The following is a 20,352-nucleotide window of genomic DNA, read 5'->3' on the forward strand; positions in this document are numbered from 1 at the left end:
TTTAAATTTGATAACTTGCTAGCAAATTATTATTAACATTTGTGCGGTTTAACAGACAAGCGTTTTGTTGCTTCCAGGAAGGGACCCGTATCGCGATGTCCATTGGCGCGTTGCGATACGGGGTAAACCATTAGACGTCAAAAAAGACGGTCTCTTTGTCACCTTGCAGGTAGATATCAAAGCAGTAGACCGTTTCGCTGCCGCGGATCTCTTTGCGGCCGATCAGCGTCTGGCGACGGACTTCCCATTCGATGATATTCAACACCGGATCTTTGGCGTTGGCGTCCTGTTCATCGGAGAAATACATACGCGTGTTTAGCCCGATATTTATCCCGCGCGCCACAATCCACAGATTCACGTGCGGGGCCATCATGCGGCCATCGCGGCCAGCTACCGGGCCAGGTTTGATGGTATCAAAACGCCAGACACCGCTATCAAAGTTGGAACAAGCGCGCCCCCAGCCGCGGAAATCTTCATCCAGCGCCTTTTCCTGCTGTTGATCGGCGATGTGGTTGTAGCGACCGTGGGCGTTAGCCTGCCAGATTTCAATCAGCACATCGCGTACCGGCGTGCCGGAACCATCAAAGACGCGGCCTTCGATGGCAATGCGTTCGCCCGGCGTGTGGCTATTGGTCAGCGTGGGGCCAAAATTTTTCTCGAAAATGTGGAAACCTGCCGCATCCGGAGCCAGGCCAATGTGTACGTATGGGCCGGCGGTTTGTGACGCCGTTTCTGGCAAATAATCTTTCATCGTGCGGCCCCCTGAGTGCGGTTTTCAAATAACGTGGCGCGGTGGCCGCGCAGGACTAAATCGAAGCGGTATGCCAGGCAGTCCAGCGGTATTGCTGCGTGGGTGTCCAGTTCAGCAATCAGCGTCCGAATCGCATCATCATTATTAATGGCTTTTACGATAGGGCACTGCTTAATCAGCGGATCGCCTTCAAAATACATCTGCGTAATCAGACGTTGCGCAAAGGCCTCGCCAAAAATGGAAAAGTGGATATGTGACGGACGCCAGTCGCTGGCCTGGTTACGCCACGGGTATGGGCCAGGCTTAATGGTGCGGAAAAAGTAATAACCATTTTCATCGGTCATCACGCGGCCACAGCCGCCAAAGTTTGGATCGATGGGCGCCAGATATTGGTCTTTTTTATGGCGATAACGGCCGCCGGCGTTTGCCTGCCAGACTTCAACCAGCGTGTTTTTCACCGGACGACCGAAGCCATCGCGCACGTAGCCGTGGACGATAATACGCTCGCCAATGGGCAGTCCTTCTTTGGCGTAGTTTAGGATCAGATCGTTATCCAGCGGGCCAAGATCCTGCTGGGAAAAGACCGGACCGGTGATTTCAGACAGTGAGTTTTGCAATGAGATAAGCGCGTTACGCGGGGAACGCAGAACGCTTGTTTTATAGCCCGGCGCGTAAGCGGGTGGGTGATTATTATAATCCCGGTGTATCACTTCTTGCGGTGACCATTTCGTGCTCATAGGTGGCTCCGTGTAGGGTATTTTATTATTGCCACAGACAGTGTGTGTAAATGCATTGTTAATTTAAAGTGAATTTAAGGTGTATTTTAAATAACCCAGGGTTATGTATGCGCGGAAATTCACCTACTAAATCAACTCAGTAGCCGGGATCACACTTTGTAAATTCTTACCGCATAGCGCCATGGGTTTTCCTACACTGCAATTATGGTCACAGGAGACATGACATCATGGCGCACACCCTTTCGGCAGATGATATTCGGGAAGAGTTTTCACAAGCAATGTCGGCAATGTACCAGCAAGAAGTCCCACAATATGGCACTTTGCTGGCATTAGTGGCTGACGTAAATCTGGCCGTGCTGGAAAATAACACGCGCTTACATGAGCAGTTAGCTAACGCGGATGAACTGGCGCGCCTGAATGTTGAACGACATGGCGCGATTCGCGTAGGCACCGCGGAAGAGCTGGCGACGCTATGCCGCATTTTCGCCATTATGGGAATGCAGCCCGTGGGCTATTACGACCTGTCGGTGGCCGGGGTTCCGGTGCATTCCACCGCTTTTCGCCCCGTTGAAGATGCCGCGCTGCAGCGTAATCCATTTCGCATTTTCACCTCTTTGCTGCGTCTGGAACTGATTGATGATCCGGCACTGCGGCGCAAGGCCGCGCAAATCCTGGCAAAGCGCGATATCTTTACGCCGCGCTGCCGTGCGCTGATGGATATTCACGATGAACAGGGGGGATTGACGGCTCCTCAGGCGCATGAATTTGTCCGGGAAGCGCTGGAAACCTTCCGCTGGCATCGCCATGCAACCGTGGATAAAGAGACCTACCAGGCGCTGAACCAGCAGCATCGATTGATTGCCGATGTGGTGTGTTTTCCCGGCTGTCATATTAATCATCTTACCCCGCGAACCCTCGATATTGACCGGGTGCAGTCGCTGATGGCGGAATACGGTATTGAGCCGAAAGCCGTGATCGAAGGCCCTCCGCGCCGCGCCGTACCGCTGTTACTGCGTCAGACCAGCTTTAAAGCGCTGGAAGAGCCGGTAGAGTTCGCCGGTGAACTTAGCGGCACCCATACCGCACGATTTGGGGAAATCGAGCAGCGCGGCGTAGCGCTTACGCCAAAGGGACGGGCGTTGTACGACAAGCTGCTGGCCGAGGCGGGGGTGGGCAAAGACAATCTGAGCCACCAGGAGCATCTTCAGGCGGTGTTTAAAGCGTTCCCGGATAGCGAATTCTTATTGCGGCAGCAGGGCCTGGCATGGTTCCGCTACCGTCTCACGCCAACCGGCGATGCGCACCGGCAGGCTATCCGTCCCGGTGATGATCCACAACCGTTCATTGAGCGCGGCTGGGTTGTGGCCCAGCCTATTACCTACGAAGACTTTTTGCCGGTCAGCGCGGCAGGGATTTTTCAGTCCAATCTCGGAGGTGATGTTCAAACCCGCAGCCACGGTAACGCCAGCCGCAACGCCTTTGAGCAGGCGCTGGGACGTGAGGTGTTGAATGAGTTTAGCCTCTATGAGGAGGCCGAACTGCGCAGCAAACGCCGTTGCGGTCTGCTTTAAAACGGGTACTCTGCATGGATTGAAAGTCAAAAGGAACAAGACATGCAGAGTAATGCATCAATTCGCGTGGAAACGCGGCAGGGAACGTTGTCTGGAGTGGTTGAAGGGGATGTGCATCTGTGGCGAGGTATACCATATGCTGCCGCCCCTATAGGCTCATTGCGCTGGCGAGCCCCGCAGCCGGTCGCGGCGTGGACAGGGGTGCGCCAGGCCGACTGTTTCTCCGCTTCAAGCTGGCAAAGTAGTGAATATTGTGTGGCGTTGGGGGGCGGCGATCCGGGCCGTTTCTCGGAGGATTGCCTTTATCACAACGTCTGGTCACCCGCCGAACGTTCAGCCCCTCTGCCGGTAATGGTTTGGCTGCACGGCGGCGGTTATGCGATCGGTGCGGGGGGCCTGCCGCCCTACGACGGTAAAGCGCTGGCTCAACGCGGTGCGGTAGTGGTGACAATCAACTATCGACTGGGGCATTTGGGTTTTTTTGCGCATCCCGCGCTGGAAGGAGAAGACGGCGATCGTCTGTACAATTTCGGCTTACTGGACCAGATTGCCGCGCTCAACTGGGTGCAAGAAAACATTGCGGCCTTTGGTGGTGACCGTGACAACGTCACTTTATTCGGTGAATCTGCCGGTGCCCGCAGCGTTATGTCGCTCATGGCCTCCCCAAAAGCGCGTGGGCTGTTTCACAAAGCGATTATCCAAAGCAGCTATACCTTACCCGATCTGCCGCGGGAAACGGCGCTAGCCCGAGGCCAGCGACTGGCCGAACATCTGCATCTTCCCAATGCCACTGCCGAGCGTCTGCGCGAACTGCCCGCTGACGTCTTCTGGTCACTTGAGCCTCCTTATAATATCGGTCCGGTTCCTATCGTTGGCGATGCGGTATTACCGCAACCGATGCTTGACGTTTTCTTTGCCGGGAAACAGCACGCCATGCCGGTGCTTGTCGGCTCGAACAGCGATGAAGCCAGCGTGATGCCGGTATTTGGCATCGACCTTGCCGGGCAGATCAAAAAGCTGCGTCGGGAGAGGCGGTTGGGGCTCGGGCTCATTAAATTGCTCTATCCCGGCGTGAAGGGGGATGAAGAATTGGGCAGGCAGGTTTGCCGGGATATGGCGTTTACCACGCTTGGCTATGTGGTGATGCAAGCGCAGCAGCGCATTAACCAACCGTGCTGGCGCTATTGGTTTGATTATGTTGCCGAAGCCGAACACCAGACCTATCTCCACGGCGCCTGGCACGGTAACGAAGTCCCCTATGTTTTCGATACCCTCGGGCAGATAACGCCGTCATCGGCGTATGCCACCGAGAACGATCTGGCCTTTGCTGCCAGCGTGGCGGATTACTGGGTGAACTTTGCCCGTGACGCTAGCGCCAGTCATACGGTATTAGCCGGGCCGGTGCGATGGCCCGCTGCGGTTCGCGGCCGGGATCGCTTATTGCGTATGGGGCTCAATAAACAGGCGGGATTTCGGGTTGAGAACCGTTTCATGCGCGCGCGAATGGCGCTGTTTAAGCGGGTGATGAAACACCATGTGAATCTGGACTAGCAGATTTTGTTCGCTGAGCAATTGGATTATCAGTCAATTTTGTCTAGAGTGGGCGGTTCTGACGCCGTTTTTATTTTGCAGCATTCCGACTTTAAAAGGACGCTTTGCCAGGCATGAATCGCAGACACTTTCTCAAATCTTCAATGGCTGTTGCCGCCGTGTGCGGTACTTCCGGTTTTGCATCGCTTTTCTCCCAGGCCGCACTGGCTCAGGAGTCCGATATCGCCGACGGCCAGACGCGTCGTTTTGATTTCAACGTCCTGCAATCCATGGCGCACGATCTGTCGCGTCAGCCGTGGAGCGGCGCGCCGCGTGCGCTGCCGGATACGCTGGCAAACCTAACGCCGCAGGCCTATAACAGCATTCAGTACGATGCCTCCCAGTCGCTGTGGAACAATGTCAAAGAGCGCCAGCTCGACGTGCAGTTCTTCCACGTGGGCATGGGCTTCCGCCGCCGCGTACGCATGTTCTCACTCGACCCGGCCAACCAGCAGGCGCGTGAAATTCACTTCCGCCCTGAGCTGTTCCAGTACAACGATGCCGGTGTCGACACCAAACAGCTGGAAGGTCAGACCGATCTGGGATTTGCCGGTTTCCGCGTCTTTAAAGCGCCGGAGTTGGCGCGACGCGATATCGTCTCCTTCCTCGGCGCCAGCTATTTCCGCGCGGTGGACAGCACCTATCAGTACGGCCTGTCCGCACGTGGTTTAGCCATTGATACCTATACCGACAGCCTGGAAGAGTTCCCGGACTTTACCTCGTTCTGGTTTGAAACGGCGAAGCCGGGGGCAACCACCTTTACGGTGTATGCACTGCTCGACAGCGCAAGCGTCACTGGTGCCTACAAGTTCGTGGTGCACTGCGAACAAGCGCAGGTGATCATGGATGTGGAGAACCACATTTATGCACGTAAAGATATCAAGCAGTTAGGTATCGCGCCGATGACCAGTATGTTCAGCTGCGGTAACAACGAACGCCGCGTCTGCGACACTATTCACCCGCAAATCCATGACTCCGATCGTCTGGCGATGTGGCTGGGTAACGGTGAGTGGATCTGTCGTCCGCTGAATAACCCGCAAAAATTGCAGTTCAACGCCTACCAGGATAAAAACCCGAAAGGCTTTGGTCTGCTTCAGCTGGACCGCGATTTCACCCACTATCAGGACGTGATGGGCTGGTATAACAAACGTCCAAGCCTGTGGGTTGAGCCGCGCAATCATTGGGGGAAAGGGGCCGTCAGCCTGATGGAAATCCCAACCACCGGTGAGACGCTGGATAACATCGTTTGCTTCTGGCAGCCGGAAAAACCGATGAAAGCCGGCGATACTATGGACTTCAGCTATCGCCTGTACTGGAGCGCCATGCCGCCGATCCGTTCCCCGCTGGCTCGCGTGCTGGCGACCCGTACCGGAATGGGCAGTTTCCCGGAAGGCTGGGCTCCGGGTGAACACTATCCGGAGAAATGGTCCCGCCGCTTTGCCATCGACTTCGTTGGCGGCGACCTGAAAGCGGCCGCACCGAAGGGCATCGAGCCGGTTATCACGCTCTCCAGCGGTGAAGCGAAGCAGATTGAGATCCTCTACGTCGAGCCGTTCGACGGTTACCGTATCCTGTTTGACTGGTATCCGACTTCCGACTCAACCGAGCCGGTGGATATGCGTCTGTTCCTGCGCTGTCAGGGTGATGCCATCAGCGAAACGTGGTTGTATCAATACTTCCCGCCGGCCCCGGAAAAACGCCAATACGTTGACGACCGCATCATGAAGTAATGTTGTTATCGCCCGGCTCCGCAGCGCGACACCGGGCTTTTTCTTCATAACGGAACCTCCTGAACATGACTCCCGTAGAAACCATTACCGTTAGCGACACGCTTTCGCTCCAGGCTGTCAATGAAAGTCATATCCGCGAGTTGCATCAACTGGTGCTGGATAATCGAGACTGGCTGCAGCAGACGCTGAACTGGCCGCAGTATGTAAAAAGCGAGCAGGATACCCGCCAGAACGTGCAGGGCAATATGATGTTGCACCAGCGCGGCATCGCCAAAATGTTTCTGATTTTTCGCGATGAAAAAATGGTCGGTGTGATGTCGTTTAATCAGATAGAACCGTCCAATAAGACAGGCTATATCGGCTACTGGCTGGATGAACAGGCGCAGGGTCAGGGGATCCTTTCGGCGTCGCTACAGGCCTTTATCGACTATTACGTTGAACGCGGCGAGATTCGTCGCTTTGTGATCAAATGCCGGGTCGATAACCTGCGCAGCAATCAGGTTGCGCTGCGTAACGGTTTTAGCCTTGAAGGGTGTTTACGCCAGGCGGAATTTCTCAACGACCGGTTCCACGACCAAAATATCTACGCGCGGATCATCGATAATTCCCCGTCATAGTGCGCCAAACAACGGCGTGCGGATAATGCGCTGCGCGCCGCTGAACGATTTTCGTCCGCGTAGATGAATGGCTTCTCCGGGCAGCGCCTCGACCACCACGCTGTCGTCTAAATCAATGTGATACTCGATCAGCACATCGCCAATCACCTGAGCATCGCCCTGTACCAGCACATGGTCATCGAGCAGGATAGGGCCACCGCGTAGACGCGCATTGCCGCCAACCAACACATGATGTTTCAGGATGCAGTTGCCTTCAATAACGGCGTTCTCTGCCACCTGTGCGCTGTAGCGCAGCGTTGGGATCTCGTCTTCGCCGTATCCGGCAATAATATGTGCACTGCCATACACTTTCGCGCAGTCGCACACCCAAATATTATTCTCTTCGTTACCTTCCAGACGCGCGTGGTCATAAACTTCCGCGCGGTGTTCTACAAACGCATAATTAAGCCAGGCGTGGCCGTAAATTTGCGCCTGATGAACCACCCGACAGTGGCTCAGTCGCGCGCTATCGTAGATTTGCAGTTCGCGATCCTGTTCGGCGGTTAACCCTTTGGCACCGACAATCTGGCAGCGTTCGCTAATCCGCGCATGACCGTACAGATGACAGGCTCCGTGAACCTGGGAATGTTGTACCGCGACGTGGCCGCTTAGAAGCGCATGGTGGCCGATCTGACTGCAATCCACCCAGGCGTTGCCGCTAATCAAAGCATGGTGGCTGATTTCACTTACACCGGTGATCCTGGCGTTGTCCTCCACTCGCGCACCGGCGTAGACAAGGCTATTTTCGTCATAAATCCAGCATTCGCCGTCTTGGCTAAGCGCCTGTTCGTCATCGAGCCAGCCACCGCGTGTACCCGCGGTGACATCAGCAAAATCACGCAGGGCAATAATCTGGCGGACCACGAGGCTCTCTTTTGCGCCGGGTCCTCCAATTTGTACGCTGCGCGTATCGTCACTGAGACGGAATTTATTCATGATGAGCCCCGCAAAGATGAACCTTTTAACTGTAGCAAAACCTGAACCTGGGACGCGTTTCTGCTGTATAACATGTGATTCTGACATCAATAAAATGCAGGAGTAAACAGGGTGATTTCGAGTCTCATTGCGATAGCGGCGGTGCTCATCATGGGCGTCATGAGCCCGGGCCCAAGCTTTATTTACGTGGCACGGACCGCCGTGGTGCAGTCGCGGGTGCACGGTTTGATGACGGCGCTGGGCACTGGAGCGGGCGCCGCGATTTTTTCCATTATGGCGATGCTGGGACTGCAAAAGGTGCTCAATGCGGTGCCGGAGTTGTTCATCGGGCTGAAGGTGGCGGGCGGCGCCTATCTTATCTGGATGGGCATCAAAATTTTTCGCGGCGCTCGTCAGCCTATGGCGATTGCTCTTGGCCGCGAGAAGGCCGACATGTCGCTGTGGAACGCTTTTCGCAACGGGCTTCTCACCCAGTTGAGCAACCCTAAAACGGCCATTGTTTTCGCCTCAATTTTCACCGCGCTGCTGCCAAGCCATATTCCGACGGCGTTCTACTATATTGTACCGGTACTGAGCTTTGTGATTGATGCCGGCTGGTATTCGCTGGTGGCGTTTTTGCTGTCGGCGGAAAGGCCGCGTCGGGTCTATCTGCGAATTAAAGGGGCGGTGGACAGGATCTCGGCGACTATCCTCGGGATCCTTGGGTGTAAGCTTATCCTTACCTCTTTTTCGCGCTAGCGTCGGCATAAAGAATCATTTAAAATGCAACTTAAACAATATTTGAATTAATAAACTAAATGCGTAATAAAAACGATGAGGCCCAGGTTCTGAATCTACCGGCGGGCTATTTTGGCATGGTTCTGGGTACCATCGGTATGGGCTTTGCCTGGCGTTACGCCAGCACGATTTTGCCGGTGAGTCATGGGATTGGCGATGGCCTGGTGATACTGGCCATTGTGATGTGGTCGCTGCTCACCCTCGCTTTTTTAACCCGTGCGGTGCGTTTTCCTTATAGCGTCTGGCAGGAGATGAATCATCCGATTGCCAGCAGCTTTGTCAGTTTGTTCCCAGCAACCACCATGCTGGTTTCGATTGGCGTTGTGCCGTGGTCAAGAACCCTGGCGCTGGCGTTATTTTGCGTGGGCGTGGCGCTACAGCTTTGCTACGCCGCATGGCAAACTGCCGGGTTATGGCGTGGGGAACATCCTGCCGAAGCCACTACGCCGGGGTTGTATCTGCCGACGGTGGCAAACAACTTTATTAGTGCGATGACCTGCGGCGCGCTGGGTTTTAACGATGCTGGGTTGGTTTTTCTGGGCGCCGGTGTGATCTCCTGGTTAACGCTTGAGCCTGCTATTGTGCAACGTTTGCGCAGCGGCGGCACGCTGTCAGTGCCGCTACGGACTTCGCTGGGCATTCAGCTTGCCCCCGCGCTGGTTGCTTGTAATGCCTGGCTTAGCGTGAACGGTGGTCATGCAGATGTTTTTGCCAAAATGCTCTTTGGCTATGGGCTGTTACAACTGCTGTTTATGCTGCGGTTAATGCCCTGGTATCTCCGTCAGGCGTTTAATGCTTCGTTCTGGAGTTTCTCGTTCGGCATCTCCGCGCTGGCGTCTACGGGGCTGCACCTCGGCCACGCTAGCGGCTCCGGCTTTTTCCATCATCTTGCGCTGCCGCTGTTTATTTTTACCAATTTCGTGATTGGCCTGCTGCTTCTCAGAACGCTGATGATGCTGCTGCAAGGCAAACTTTTGACCCGCGTTGCCCCCTCAACGCTGATGAAACCGAAGGATGAATAATGACCACTCGTGACGAAAACTACTTCACCGATAAATACGGTATGACCCGCACCCATTCCGACGTTGTGCACGCGGCAACTATTGTAAAACCGGGGAAAACGCTCGATCTGGGCTGCGGCAATGGCCGTAACAGTCTGTACCTCGCGGCCAACGGCTACGATGTAACGGCATGGGATAAGAACCCGATGAGCATTCAGAATCTGCTGTCGATTCGCGATGCTGAAGGGCTGGAAAATCTGCAGGCGTCAATTCAGGATCTCAACACGTTGCGTTTTGAAGGGGAGTACGACTTTATTCTTTCGACCGTGGTGATGATGTTCCTCGAGGCTAAAACCATTCCGGGCCTGATTGCCAATATGCAGCGCTGCACCAAGCCCGGTGGTTACAACCTGATCGTCGCGGCCATGGATACCGATGATTTCCCTTGCACCGTCGGCTTCCCCTTTGCGTTCAAAGCCGGCGAGCTGAAAAAATATTATGAAGGGTGGGATTTGCTGAAATACAACGAAGACGTTGGCGAATTACATCGCACCGATGAAAACGGTAATCGCATTAAATTACGGTTTGCCACGATGCTGGCGCGCAAGAATTCATAATCTGTATTTATATAACGGGCGAAAGCCCGTTATATACTGAATGATAATTTAATAATATTGCGAGCAATCTCCATTTTTGCCACAACTCACACCTGATTTATTTGCTATAACTTACAGGCATTTTTGCATTTATCAGGGATTCTTCTCATGCGTACTCAAGCGTTTTTCAAAGTGGCCGCCCTCGTCGGTATGTTAGCCTTGGCTGGCTGCGCCTCAAAAACGACGGCACCTGAACAATACTCAGGGTTTTTAAAAGATTATTCCGGTCTTAAAGAAGCAACAACGGCATCAGGAAAAACGGAACTGCGCTGGATCTCTCCGGATTTCAAATCGTCTAACTACGACAGCGTCGTCTACAATCCGGTAACCTATTACCCGGTCCCGAAACCCACAACCCAGGTGGGACAAAAAGCGTTAGCGGACATTCTGGCCTACACCAATACCGAATTAAAAAAAGCGCTTAGTGAACGTAAACCTTTGGTCACCAAAGCGGGTCCACACAGCCTGATCTTCCGTGGTGCGATAACCGCGGTAGACTCCAGCAAAGAAGGCTTGCAGTTCTATGAGGTGATTCCAATTGCGATGGTTGTTGCGGGTACCGAAGCGGCCACCGGCCACCGCACCATGGACACCAACCTTTATTTTGAAGGTGAGGTGATTGATGCAACGACCAACAAACCGGTTATTAAGGTTGTGCGTAAAGGTGAAGGCAAGAATCTCTCCAACTCAAATACGCAGTTGACGCTGGATACGTTGAAACAGGTTATTGATGATATGGCCGTCGATGCCGTTAAATTCGACCCGACACAAAAATAACACAACGATATTCCATAAAAAAAGGCGGCATATTTTGCCGCCTTTTTAATTTACCCACTACTCTGCGCCGGTCTTTTTTGACGACGGGGCAAAAAACAATAACGGTAAACCATTATGCTCGGCTGGCAAACGGCATTCGCCAGATCTGCGGTTTAGCAAACATCACCAGATTACCCAGCAAAATTAATACCAGGCCAATGATGGCATTTGCGTGCCACTGATATCCCTCGTACATCGTCGACAGCGTCAGGGCGACCAACGGGAACAGCAGGGTGCTGTAGGCGGCGTTGCTGGCGCCGATTCGCCCAACCAGGGTGAAGTAAACCCCAAACGCAATAACTGAACCAAAAATAGCGAGATACAAAAGCGCACCCACGTAGCTCACCGTCCACTGAATCGCGAAGCTATCGCCACGCAGCATGGCGATGACGCCGATAATCGCGGTGCCGTACAGCATCGCCCAGGTGTTGGTGGTCAAGGTCTCCAGCCCACGGCGCTGATGGCGCATGCTCAGCATATTGCCGAGCGAAAAACCGTAGGTACCCAATGCACTCAGTAAAATGCCTGCCAGTAGGGTGCTACTCATGCCAACGGCGCGTAAATCCTGCCAGAACAGAATAATGATTCCCGCAAGTCCCAAAAAAGCGGCGAGATAAAAACGCTTGGGCGGCGTCTGGCGATAAAACAGGAAACTGTTAATCGCGTTAAACAGCACTGCCATCGAGAAGATCACCGATTCCAGCCCAGTGTTAATCCATTTGGCGGCGGTGTAAAAACAAAGGAAGTTAAAGCCGAACACACAGCAGCCCTGCAGCACGCAGAACAGATGGTCGCGCAAGGTCATTGGGCGCAGGCGTCGCAGGCATAGCAAAATCGTCAACATGGTGACGCTGGCAATCGCAAAGCGCCAGAAAATCGATACCGCCTCTGGTACCGGGCCCTGTTGTAAAAAGATAGCAATCCAGGTTGTTCCCCAGATAACCACCACCAGCGCATAAAGCAGTGCGTTCATAAGTCCTCACATCCCATAACGATTAGTCATCCAGTCTGACGCGAGCAGATGGCTGGCGCTTGCAGATGGTTGCGAGCGACTTGCATATTCTTGCGGTTTTTTATCAGACGTGACGCGCAGAGTGCTGGAATCCCGGCCGCACAGGCTCTAGACTGGAGCCATTGATATTTGTGGCTGATATGTTAATGACCCACACCTACGCGACGTTTGAAAGATTACAAAGTCAGAATGCCGTTCTGAGGGAAACTGTCGCGCTCAATTCCGGGATCCAACTTGCGGCCTGGTACAATAAATGCGACAACCTGACGGTGCAGAGCGACCATCACACCCTCAGCCTGTACGTCGCCGATGGGTATGAAAGCTATCAGAAAACGCCCCACGGCTGGAAAAACGGCGGCGGGCCGGATCGTTTTTGTCTGATGCCGCAGGATAGCGAATCAACGTGGGATATCCGCGGTGATTTGTCGTTTGTGCATCTTTACTGCACCGAAGAACACCTGCGTAAGGTGGGTGAACAGGTATGGGATCGCAGTCCGGCCTCGCTTAATCTCGACGAACAAATTTTTGGCGATGATGCCAAAATCACCTTACTGTATCGCCAGTTTTTGCTGAGCTATGACTGGCAGCAGGCGGCAAACCAACTGACGCTCAGCAGCGCCAGTACGCTGCTGCTGACGCATTTGCTGCAGAATTATGCCAACGTCAAATGGCGATTGCCGACGGTCACCGGAGGCCTGTCGCCGGGCGTGCTGCGTAATACGCTGGAGTATATTGATGCCCATCTCTCCACGCCGCTGACGCTGGCGGATCTAGCGGCACAGGCGAATCTGAGTGAATACCACTTTGCGCGGATGTTCCGCCAATCGGCAGGGCTGGCGCCGCATCAATACGTCATGCAGCGGCGAATGGATAAAGCGCAACAGCAGGTTCGTTACACCACGCTGCCGCTCACCGAAATCGCGCTGAACTGTGGTTTTAGCTCGGCCAGCCACTTTAGCAATCGCTTCAAGGCGGCAACCGGCAGCACACCTTCCCAGCTACGCACCGCGCTTGCGGGATAACAGCGCAAAGCTTATCCCGCCAATCACTAAGCCCCAGAATGCGGAACCAATGCCAGCCAGCGTGATACCGCTGGCGGTGACCAGAAACGTCACCAGCGCCGCATCGCGCTCGTGCTCGTTTTTCAACGACTGGAACAGGCTGCCACCGAGCGTGCCCAGCAGCGCTAATCCAGCCAGCATCTGGATCCATACGCCAGGCAGTGCCGCCATGAGTGCAGTGATAGAACCGCCGAAAATCCCCGCAATCAGATAGAACACACCCGCAGCGGCCGCTGCCTGCCAGCGCTTTTGCGGATCCTGATGCGCGTCCGGGCTTTGGCAAATCGCGGCGGTGATGGCGGCGATACAGACAGAGTAGACGCCGAAGGGGGCTAAAAGCAGGCCAAATGCGCCGCTGATAACAATCAGTGGCGATATCGGCACGCGGTAACCTGAAGCCTGAAGCGTGGCGAGACCGGGGGCGTTTTGCGACGCCATGGTTACCAGAAAGAACGGAATACCGATACTCAACAGTTGGGTGATGGCAAAATGAGGCGCAATAAACTGCGGCACGACAACGGCCATGCTCAACGCATTTGTGACAACGTCACCTTTTGCCGTCGCCACAAGAATACCCATCGCCAGTGCCGCAACGACCGCATAGCGAGGAGCCAATGCTTTAAACAACAGCCAGGCCACCAGCATGCTGCCACACAGCAGCAGATGCCCCTGTAGCGTAGCGAATGCCTGAAGGCCAAAACGCAGTAAAATACCGGCCAGCATGGCGGCGGCCAGCGAATGGGGGATCAGCTTCATCAGCCTGGCGAACCAGCCGGTTAAACCACACAGTACAATCAGCGCATTGGCAAAGATAAAAATCCCCACCGCATCATTGAGCGTCGCCCCCTGTAAACTCCCGACCAGTAGGGCCGCGCCGGGCGTGGACCAGGCGGTGAGAATTGGGACTTTGCGCCACAGCGTCAGTGCCAGCGTACTGACACCCATCGCCAGGCCCAGCGCCGTCATCCAGCCGGAAATTTGCCCCGCCGTGGCGCCAGCCGCAGCGGCGGCCTGCCAGATAATAGCGGCGGAACTGGCATAGCCCACGAGGACGGCAACGAAACCGGCGAGCAGAGTCGGAAAAGGAACGGGGGCAAATCGCATGGCGGTGTCTCTTGTGCGTTATAACATCCACTCACTGTAGCATTGTGCGCTATAGCGCACAAGTGAGGTGGTTGATTTGCTAAAATGTGCTGCGGTGAGTGGGGTATACTGGCTACGGGCCATGAAACGGAGGTGGAATGAATATTGCGCAACATCTTGCTGCAACGCTGAAAACATTGCGTCAACAGCGCGGCTGGAGCTTGTCAAAACTGGCGGACGAGACCGGCGTATCGAAGGCGATGCTAGGGCAAATTGAACGTCACGAATCCAGCCCTACCGTCGCGACGCTGTGGAAAATCGCCACCGGGCTGAATGTGCCATTTTCGGTGTTTATTACCCCGGCGGAACCCAGCGGAGAGCAGGCTTTCGACCCTCAGCAGCAGGCCATGGTGGTGACGCCAGTATTTCCCTGGGATCCTGAGCTCTGCTTTGATCACTTCTCGATTACCCTGGCACCTGGCGCGGTCAGCGAATCGACGCCGCACGAAAAAGGGGTGATTGAGCACGTGGTGGTGATCAGCGGAACGCTGGATATGTTCGTCGAAGGAGAGTGGCGGCTGCTTTGTGCCGGTGCCGGGTTACGATTTGCAGGCGATCTGGCTCACGCTTACCGCAATAGCGGCGAGCAGACTACGCACTTTCACTCTATTATCCATTACCCCAAAGAAAAAGCCGCAGGCAAGCCCGCGGCAAATCACGACAATGAACCATAACGTGGCCGTTACGAGGAAGTCCGGAATACGCGATTGACTGTATCGTAGCGTGGCGGCGGGTGGAAATGCCGATTCTGGCAATAGGTTGTTGAAAATCATCTATTCGTGGTGTGCTTTGGGGTAAATGATTTCGTCTGTTGTGGCTTCTGGCTACAATAGGCACATATTTTGTGAACCTACTGGATAATCCCGACTGTATGTACCCGCAGAACGCTCATCTTGAACTTCTTAGCCCCGCCCGCGATACGGCGATTGCCCGTGAAGCCATTCTCCATGGCGCTGACGCCGTTTATATCGGTGGTCCGGGATTTGGCGCGCGGCATAATGCCAGCAATAGCCTGCAGGATATTGCCGACCTGGTGCCGTTTGCCCATCGCTATGGCGCAAAAATCTTCATTACCCTGAATACGATTTTGCATGATGATGAGCTGGAACCGGCGCAGCAGATGATTACGCGCCTGTATGAAACCGGCGTTGATGCACTGATTGTGCAGGACATGGGGATTTTGCAGCTTGATATCCCGCCTATCGAACTGCACGCCAGCACCCAATGCGATATTCGTAGCGTAGAAAAAGCCAAATTCCTCTCCGACGTCGGTTTTAGCCAGATTGTACTGGCGCGCGAGCTGAACCTGTCGCAGATAAAAGCCATCCATGATGCCACGGATGCCACCATCGAATTTTTCATCCACGGCGCGCTGTGCGTGGCTTATTCCGGGCAGTGCAATATCTCTCATGCCCAGACCGGGCGCAGCGCTAACCGGGGGGATTGCTCACAGGCCTGCCGTTTGCCGTATACGCTCAAAGACGATCAGGGCCGCGTAGTGGCGTTTGAAAAACACCTGTTGTCGATGAAAGATAACGATCAGACCGCCAACCTCGGTGCGCTGATCGACGCCGGCGTTCGCTCTTTCAAGATTGAAGGGCGCTACAAAGACATGAGCTACGTGAAGAACATTACGGCGCACTATCGCCAAATGCTGGATTCGCTGATTGAGGCGCGCGGTGGATTTACCCGTTCTTCAGCGGGTCGAACGGAACACTTCTTCGTGCCATCGACCGATAAAACCTTCCATCGTGGCAGCACCGATTATTTCGTTAATGAACGGCAAATGAACATCGGCGCGTTCGATTCGCCGAAATTTGTCGGCCTGCCGGTCGGCGAAGTGCTGAAGGTCAATAAAGATACGTTGGAAGTTGAAGTCACTGAGCCGCTGGCAAACGGTGATGGCCTGAATGTGTTGATTAAGCGTGAAGTTGTCGGCTTCCGGGCCAATACTGTGGAAAAAATCGGTGAAAACCGCTATCGGGTAAAACCGAATGAAATGCCTGCCGATCTCTACAAAGTTCGCCCGAATCAGGTCCTCAACCGTAACCTCGATCATAACTGGCAGCAGGCGCTGTTGAAGACTTCCAGCGAACGGCGTGTCGCCGTCGATATCACGCTTTCCGGCTGGCGTGAACAATTGATTCTGACGCTGACCAGTGAAGAGGGGATTTGCGTCACTCATACCCTCGACGGTGAATTTACGGCCGCCAACAACAGCGAAAAAGCGTTGCAGCAGCTGCAGGATGGCGTGAGCAAGCTTGGGCAAACCATATACTACGCGCGTGACGTGGACGTGATGTTGCCCGAGGCGCTGTTTGTGCCCAACAGTTTGCTCAACCAGCTGCGCCGTGAAGCGGTGGAAATGCTCGACCAGGCGCGGCTGGCGGCCTATACCCGCGGGCAACGTAAAGCCGTTTCAAATCCGCCACCGGTGTATCCGGATAGCCATTTGAGCTTCCTGGCCAACGTCTACAATCATAAAGCGCGGGAATTTTATCATCGCTATGGCGTGCAGTTGATTGATGCGGCCTATGAGGCGCATGAAGAGAAAGGCGATGTGCCGGTGATGATCACCAAACATTGCCTGCGCTTTGCGTTCAATCTTTGTCCTAAGCAGGCCAAAGGCTCAATCAAGAGCTGGAAAGCGACGCCGATGCAGTTAATCAATGGCGATGAAGTGCTGACGTTGAAATTTGACTGCCGCCCCTGCGAAATGCATGTGATTGGTAAGATGAAAAACCACATTCTGAAGATGCCGCTGCCGGGCAGCGTGGTGGCATCGGTCAGCCCGGATGATTTACTGCGGACGCTGCCAAAGCGCCGGGGATAAACGGCAAGAGATAAAAAGGCCGGAAAGTGGTGACACTCCCCGGCCTTTTTCACTTAGTTATGCTGGCCGTTTGGCGGCGGCAGTTTGTTATCACCGTCATGTTTTGGCGGCTGACCTTTGCCATCGTGCTGCTGGCCTTTGTTGTCATGCGGTGGCTGGCCTTTACCATCGTGATGCTGACCTTTTTCGTCACGCGGTGGCTGGCCTTTACCGTCGTGATGCTGACCTTTTTCGTCACGCGGCGGTTGGCTTTTGCCATCGTGGTGCTGCCCCTTATTATCGTGCGGCGGTTGGCCGTTATGCTGCTGTTCAACCGGTGGCTTTTTCGCTGGCTCCTGATGGTCGGCGGCAAAGGCAGTTGAACACAGACCCATTGCCAGAATGGCGGATAGGGCAATGACTTTTTTCATGACGTACTCCATACTGTGCTTTCGCGGATGAGCTTAGTTGGCGCTCAAATCATGGAGTAATTGTGAAGGCCCGGTGGATTCGGAATACTCCGGGCGGTTTGTATAAAATACCCTCGACGTGTTAATTCAGGATTTAAATCCGGCGGCGGTCATCAGTATGCGAAACAATCCTCCCACCACCGTCAGCGCCAGCACGCTTCCTCCCCAAAGAACGAGCAACCAAAAAATCCGCGAAACCCACTGATTTTTCATCAATGATACCCCTCATCTTGCGGTACTTTGCCGCGAAACACGTAGTAGCTCCAGAAGGTGTAAACCAGGATCACCGGAATAATAAACAGCGCGCCGATTAGCATGAATTCCTGGCTTTGTTCAGGAGCGGCGGCCTGCCACAGCGTGATGGACGGTGGAATGATGGCCGGCCAGATGCTGATCCCCAGCCCGCTAAAGCCTAAAAAGACCAGCACTAGCGTCAGGATAAAGGGCTGCGCGTGGCTCGCCTCACGCCCGAGATGGCGCCAGATCAGGGCGCTGGCGGCAATCACCAGCAGAGGTACCGGCAGTAAATAATAGAGATTCGGCAGGCTAAACCAGCGTTCGGCAATCTGCGGATGAATCTGTGGCGTCCATAAGCTGATGACGGCGATAATTGCCAAAAGTGCAATCAATAGGCCACGCGCATGTTTACGCATGGTACTTTGCAGCGTGGATTCGCTTTTCATGACCAGCCAGGTGGCCCCCAGCAACGCATAGGCCACCACCAGGCCCACGCCGCAAAACAGTGTAAAGGGCGTCAGCCAACTAAACGGCCCGCCGCTGTAGCTGCGTCCGCTTACCTCGAAACCGTTAATCACCGCACCGACGACAATCCCCTGGCAGAAGGTTGCCAGAATAGAGCCGCACATAAAGGCCTTATCCCAGAATGGACGATGTGATGGGGTGGCGTTGAAACGAAATTCAAAGGCCACGCCGCGGAATATCAGCCCCACCAGCATCAGCGTCAATGGGATGGTGAGTGCGTCGATAATCACCGCGTACGCCAGAGGGAACGCGCCAAATAATCCTGCGCCACCGAGAACCAGCCAGGTTTCGTTGCCATCCCAAACGGGGGCCACGCTATTGACCATCAGATCGCGATCCTGGGGACTGCGGGTAAAGGGAAACAGGATGCCAATCCCCAGATCAAAGCCATCCATGACGATATACATCAGCGTGGCGAAGACAATAATCACAAACCAGATGATGGAGAGGTCGATGCTCATGGGCGGTCCTCCAGTTGAGAAGTCGGGGTCATCGCGGCGGATAACGGACGCGCTGGCGTACCGTGAGGTGCGATGTTGAAGGGCTGTGGCCCTTTACGAATCAGGCGAACCATATAGCTGTAACCGACGCCAAAGACCGAGGTATAGACCACGAAGAAGGCCAGCAGGCTGATACTCATATGCAGATCGCCATGGGCCGATACCGCGTCTGCCGTGCGCTGGAGGCCGTAGACCACCCAGGGTTGGCGTCCCACTTCCGTCGTCACCCAGCCGGCGAGGATGGCAATGAGTCCTGACGGCCCCATCAGCAGGGCAAACCATAGGAACGGACGCGAGGTATAAAGCGTTTGCCGTTTGCGTAACCACAGCGCAACCACTCCCAGCAGCAGCATCAGCATGCCCAGCCCGGCCATAATACGGAATGACCAGAACACAATGGTCGAGTTTGGCCGATCCTGTGGGGCGAACTCTTTCAGCGCTGGCACCTGTTTATCGAGGCTGTGGGTGAGGATCAAACTCCCCAGCGCCGGGATTTCCAGACCGTAACGGGTGCGCTCCTGCGCCATATCGGGCCAGCCGAACAGCAGCAGCGGCGTGGCTTCGCCCGGTCTGTTTTCCCAATGCCCCTCAATCGCCGCAATTTTGGCCGGTTGATGTTTTAGGGTATTGAGCCCGTGCATGTCACCGACCATGGCCTGGATCGGCGCGACGATAAGCGTCATCCACAGCGACATGGAAAACATGATCCGGATAGCCGGCGTTTGATTACCGCGCAGGAGATGCCATGCCGCCGATGCACCAACAAATAGCGCGCTGCTAAGAAAGGCGGCTATCGACATGTGGAATAAGCGATAGGGGAATGAGGGATTGAATACCACTGCAAACCAGTCGACCGGAACCACCTGACCGTTGACGATTTCATAACCCTGCGGCGTCTGCATCCAGCTGTTGGAGGCCAGGATCCAGAAGGTGGAGATAATCGTGCCCAGCGCGACCATGCAGGTGGCAAAAAAGTGCAACCCTGGGCCGACGCGGTTCCAGCCGAATAGCATCACGCCCAGAAAACCGGCTTCCAGGAAAAAGGCGGTGAGGACTTCATAGGTTAATAAGGGGCCGGTAATGCTGCCAGCAAACTGTGAGAACCCGCTCCAGTTGGTGCCGAACTGGTAGGCCATCACCAGCCCTGAAACCACGCCCATGCCAAAGTTAACGGCAAAGATCTTTGACCAGAACTGATACAGCGAACGCCATACGGGGTTGCGGGATTTCAGCCACAAGCCCTCCAGCACCGCCAGGTAGCTGGCAAGACCGATGGTGATAGCGGGAAAGATAATGTGAAATGAAACGGTAAACGCAAACTGTATTCGTGCGAGGTGAAACGCATCAAGACCGAACATGCAAACTCCGTGG

The 20,352-nt window shown here is 54.7% G+C and carries 19 protein-coding genes and 1 pseudogene; 11 read left to right on the forward strand and 9 right to left on the reverse strand.

The features are described from left to right. Window positions 1–130: 130 nt before the first annotated feature. Both pcaG and pcaH read right to left on the reverse strand, forming a co-directional pair. Entirely contained in the window at window positions 131–751 is a 621-nt protein-coding gene (gene pcaG / locus KCR01S_RS15320) for a protocatechuate 3,4-dioxygenase subunit alpha (protein ID WP_061283594.1), read from the reverse strand. After that, window positions 748–1,488: a protocatechuate 3,4-dioxygenase subunit beta gene (pcaH, locus tag KCR01S_RS15325; RefSeq protein ID WP_052282494.1), complete on the reverse strand. Its 741-nt coding sequence runs from the start codon at window positions 1,486–1,488 to the stop codon at window positions 748–750. Before pcaH ends, pcaG begins: the two co-directional genes overlap by 4 nt. A gap of 227 nt (window positions 1,489–1,715) precedes the next feature. Here pcaH and hglS point away from each other — a divergent pair, with 227 nt between their 5' ends. From hglS to rimL, 4 genes are all read left to right on the forward strand, one after another. Continuing rightward, complete coding sequence (gene hglS / locus KCR01S_RS15330) at window positions 1,716–3,059, forward strand: 2-oxoadipate dioxygenase/decarboxylase HglS (protein WP_061283596.1); 1,344 nt, start codon at window positions 1,716–1,718, stop codon at window positions 3,057–3,059. A gap of 42 nt (window positions 3,060–3,101) precedes the next feature. Then, complete coding sequence (locus KCR01S_RS15335; protein WP_061283598.1) at window positions 3,102–4,610, forward strand: carboxylesterase/lipase family protein; 1,509 nt, start codon at window positions 3,102–3,104, stop codon at window positions 4,608–4,610. Window positions 4,611–4,723: 113 nt separating this feature from the next. After that, window positions 4,724–6,379 carry a glucan biosynthesis protein D gene (locus tag KCR01S_RS15340; RefSeq protein WP_061283600.1) on the forward strand — a complete coding sequence of 552 codons (1,656 nt, stop codon included), beginning with the start codon at window positions 4,724–4,726 and terminating at the stop codon, window positions 6,377–6,379. Between the two features lie 65 nt (window positions 6,380–6,444). Beyond that, entirely contained in the window at window positions 6,445–6,996 is a 552-nt protein-coding gene (rimL, locus tag KCR01S_RS15345; RefSeq protein WP_061283602.1) for a 50S ribosomal protein L7/L12-serine acetyltransferase, read from the forward strand. On the opposite strand, the gene ydcK is transcribed toward rimL, so the two are convergent. Next, window positions 6,991–7,971 carry a YdcK family protein gene (gene ydcK, locus KCR01S_RS15350; RefSeq protein ID WP_061283604.1) on the reverse strand — a complete coding sequence of 327 codons (981 nt, stop codon included), beginning with the start codon at window positions 7,969–7,971 and terminating at the stop codon, window positions 6,991–6,993. The two genes, rimL and ydcK, sit on opposite strands and share 6 nt — an antisense overlap. 150 nt (window positions 7,972–8,121) lie before the next feature. Between ydcK and KCR01S_RS15355 the strand changes: the two genes are divergently transcribed. From KCR01S_RS15355 to KCR01S_RS15370, 4 genes are all read left to right on the forward strand, one after another. Next, on the forward strand, window positions 8,122–8,709 hold the full coding sequence (locus KCR01S_RS15355) for a LysE family translocator (RefSeq protein ID WP_061283678.1): 588 nt from the start codon (window positions 8,122–8,124) through the stop codon (window positions 8,707–8,709). 59 nt (window positions 8,710–8,768) lie between these two features. Then, window positions 8,769–9,770 (forward strand): dicarboxylate transporter/tellurite-resistance protein TehA, encoded by a 1,002-nt coding sequence (gene tehA, locus KCR01S_RS15360; protein ID WP_061283606.1) that lies wholly within the window; start codon window positions 8,769–8,771, stop codon window positions 9,768–9,770. Beyond that, complete coding sequence (tehB, locus tag KCR01S_RS15365) at window positions 9,770–10,366, forward strand: tellurite resistance methyltransferase TehB (RefSeq protein ID WP_061283608.1); 597 nt, start codon at window positions 9,770–9,772, stop codon at window positions 10,364–10,366. The genes tehA and tehB overlap by 1 nt, the downstream gene beginning before the upstream one ends. Window positions 10,367–10,513: 147 nt before the next feature. Beyond that, entirely contained in the window at window positions 10,514–11,182 is a 669-nt protein-coding gene (locus KCR01S_RS15370) for a DUF3313 domain-containing protein (protein WP_061283610.1), read from the forward strand. Window positions 11,183–11,294: 112 nt separating this feature from the next. Here the strand turns inward: KCR01S_RS15370 and KCR01S_RS15375 are convergent, their stop codons facing one another. Continuing rightward, window positions 11,295–12,194, reverse strand: a complete 900-nt coding sequence (locus KCR01S_RS15375; RefSeq protein WP_061283612.1) for a DMT family transporter — start codon at window positions 12,192–12,194, stop codon at window positions 11,295–11,297. Window positions 12,195–12,379: 185 nt separating this feature from the next. Here KCR01S_RS15375 and KCR01S_RS15380 point away from each other — a divergent pair, with 185 nt between their 5' ends. Continuing rightward, entirely contained in the window at window positions 12,380–13,255 is an 876-nt protein-coding gene (locus tag KCR01S_RS15380; protein ID WP_061283614.1) for a helix-turn-helix domain-containing protein, read from the forward strand. On the opposite strand, the pseudogene KCR01S_RS15385 reads toward KCR01S_RS15380, so the two are convergent. Further along, window positions 13,232–14,401: pseudogene (locus tag KCR01S_RS15385) on the reverse strand (benzoate/H(+) symporter BenE family transporter); the annotation flags it as partial. The gene KCR01S_RS15380 and the pseudogene KCR01S_RS15385 overlap by 24 nt on opposite strands. Before the next feature lie 134 nt (window positions 14,402–14,535). On the opposite strand from KCR01S_RS15385, the gene KCR01S_RS15390 reads away from it, so the two are divergent. Next, on the forward strand, window positions 14,536–15,111 hold the full coding sequence (locus tag KCR01S_RS15390) for a helix-turn-helix domain-containing protein (protein ID WP_061283619.1): 576 nt from the start codon (window positions 14,536–14,538) through the stop codon (window positions 15,109–15,111). A 197-nt stretch (window positions 15,112–15,308) separates the two neighbouring features. Further along, a complete protein-coding gene (locus tag KCR01S_RS15395) occupies window positions 15,309–17,270 on the forward strand; it encodes a peptidase U32 family protein (protein WP_061283620.1) in 1,962 nt (653 codons plus the stop codon). Between the two features lie 53 nt (window positions 17,271–17,323). Here the strand turns inward: KCR01S_RS15395 and KCR01S_RS15400 are convergent, their stop codons facing one another. The 4 genes from KCR01S_RS15400 to KCR01S_RS15410 all read right to left on the reverse strand — a co-directional run bounded on the left by KCR01S_RS15400 (window position 17,324) and on the right by KCR01S_RS15410 (window position 20,339). Next, the gene (locus KCR01S_RS15400) at window positions 17,324–17,680 is read right to left on the reverse strand and encodes an acid shock protein (RefSeq protein ID WP_061283622.1); all 357 of its coding nucleotides are present in this window, start codon (window positions 17,678–17,680) and stop codon (window positions 17,324–17,326) included. Between the two features lie 126 nt (window positions 17,681–17,806). Then, window positions 17,807–17,932 (reverse strand): DUF2474 domain-containing protein, encoded by a 126-nt coding sequence (locus tag KCR01S_RS24290; RefSeq protein ID WP_072277160.1) that lies wholly within the window; start codon window positions 17,930–17,932, stop codon window positions 17,807–17,809. Beyond that, window positions 17,932–18,942 carry a cytochrome d ubiquinol oxidase subunit II gene (gene cydB / locus KCR01S_RS15405; RefSeq protein ID WP_061283624.1) on the reverse strand — a complete coding sequence of 337 codons (1,011 nt, stop codon included), beginning with the start codon at window positions 18,940–18,942 and terminating at the stop codon, window positions 17,932–17,934. Before cydB ends, KCR01S_RS24290 begins: the two co-directional genes overlap by 1 nt. Then, on the reverse strand, window positions 18,939–20,339 hold the full coding sequence (locus KCR01S_RS15410; protein ID WP_061283626.1) for a cytochrome ubiquinol oxidase subunit I: 1,401 nt from the start codon (window positions 20,337–20,339) through the stop codon (window positions 18,939–18,941). The genes cydB and KCR01S_RS15410 overlap by 4 nt, the downstream gene beginning before the upstream one ends. Window positions 20,340–20,352: the final 13 nt, after the last annotated feature.

This window comes from Kluyvera cryocrescens NBRC 102467 (genome assembly GCF_001571285.1).
Lineage (GTDB): Bacteria > Pseudomonadota > Gammaproteobacteria > Enterobacterales > Enterobacteriaceae > Kluyvera > Kluyvera cryocrescens.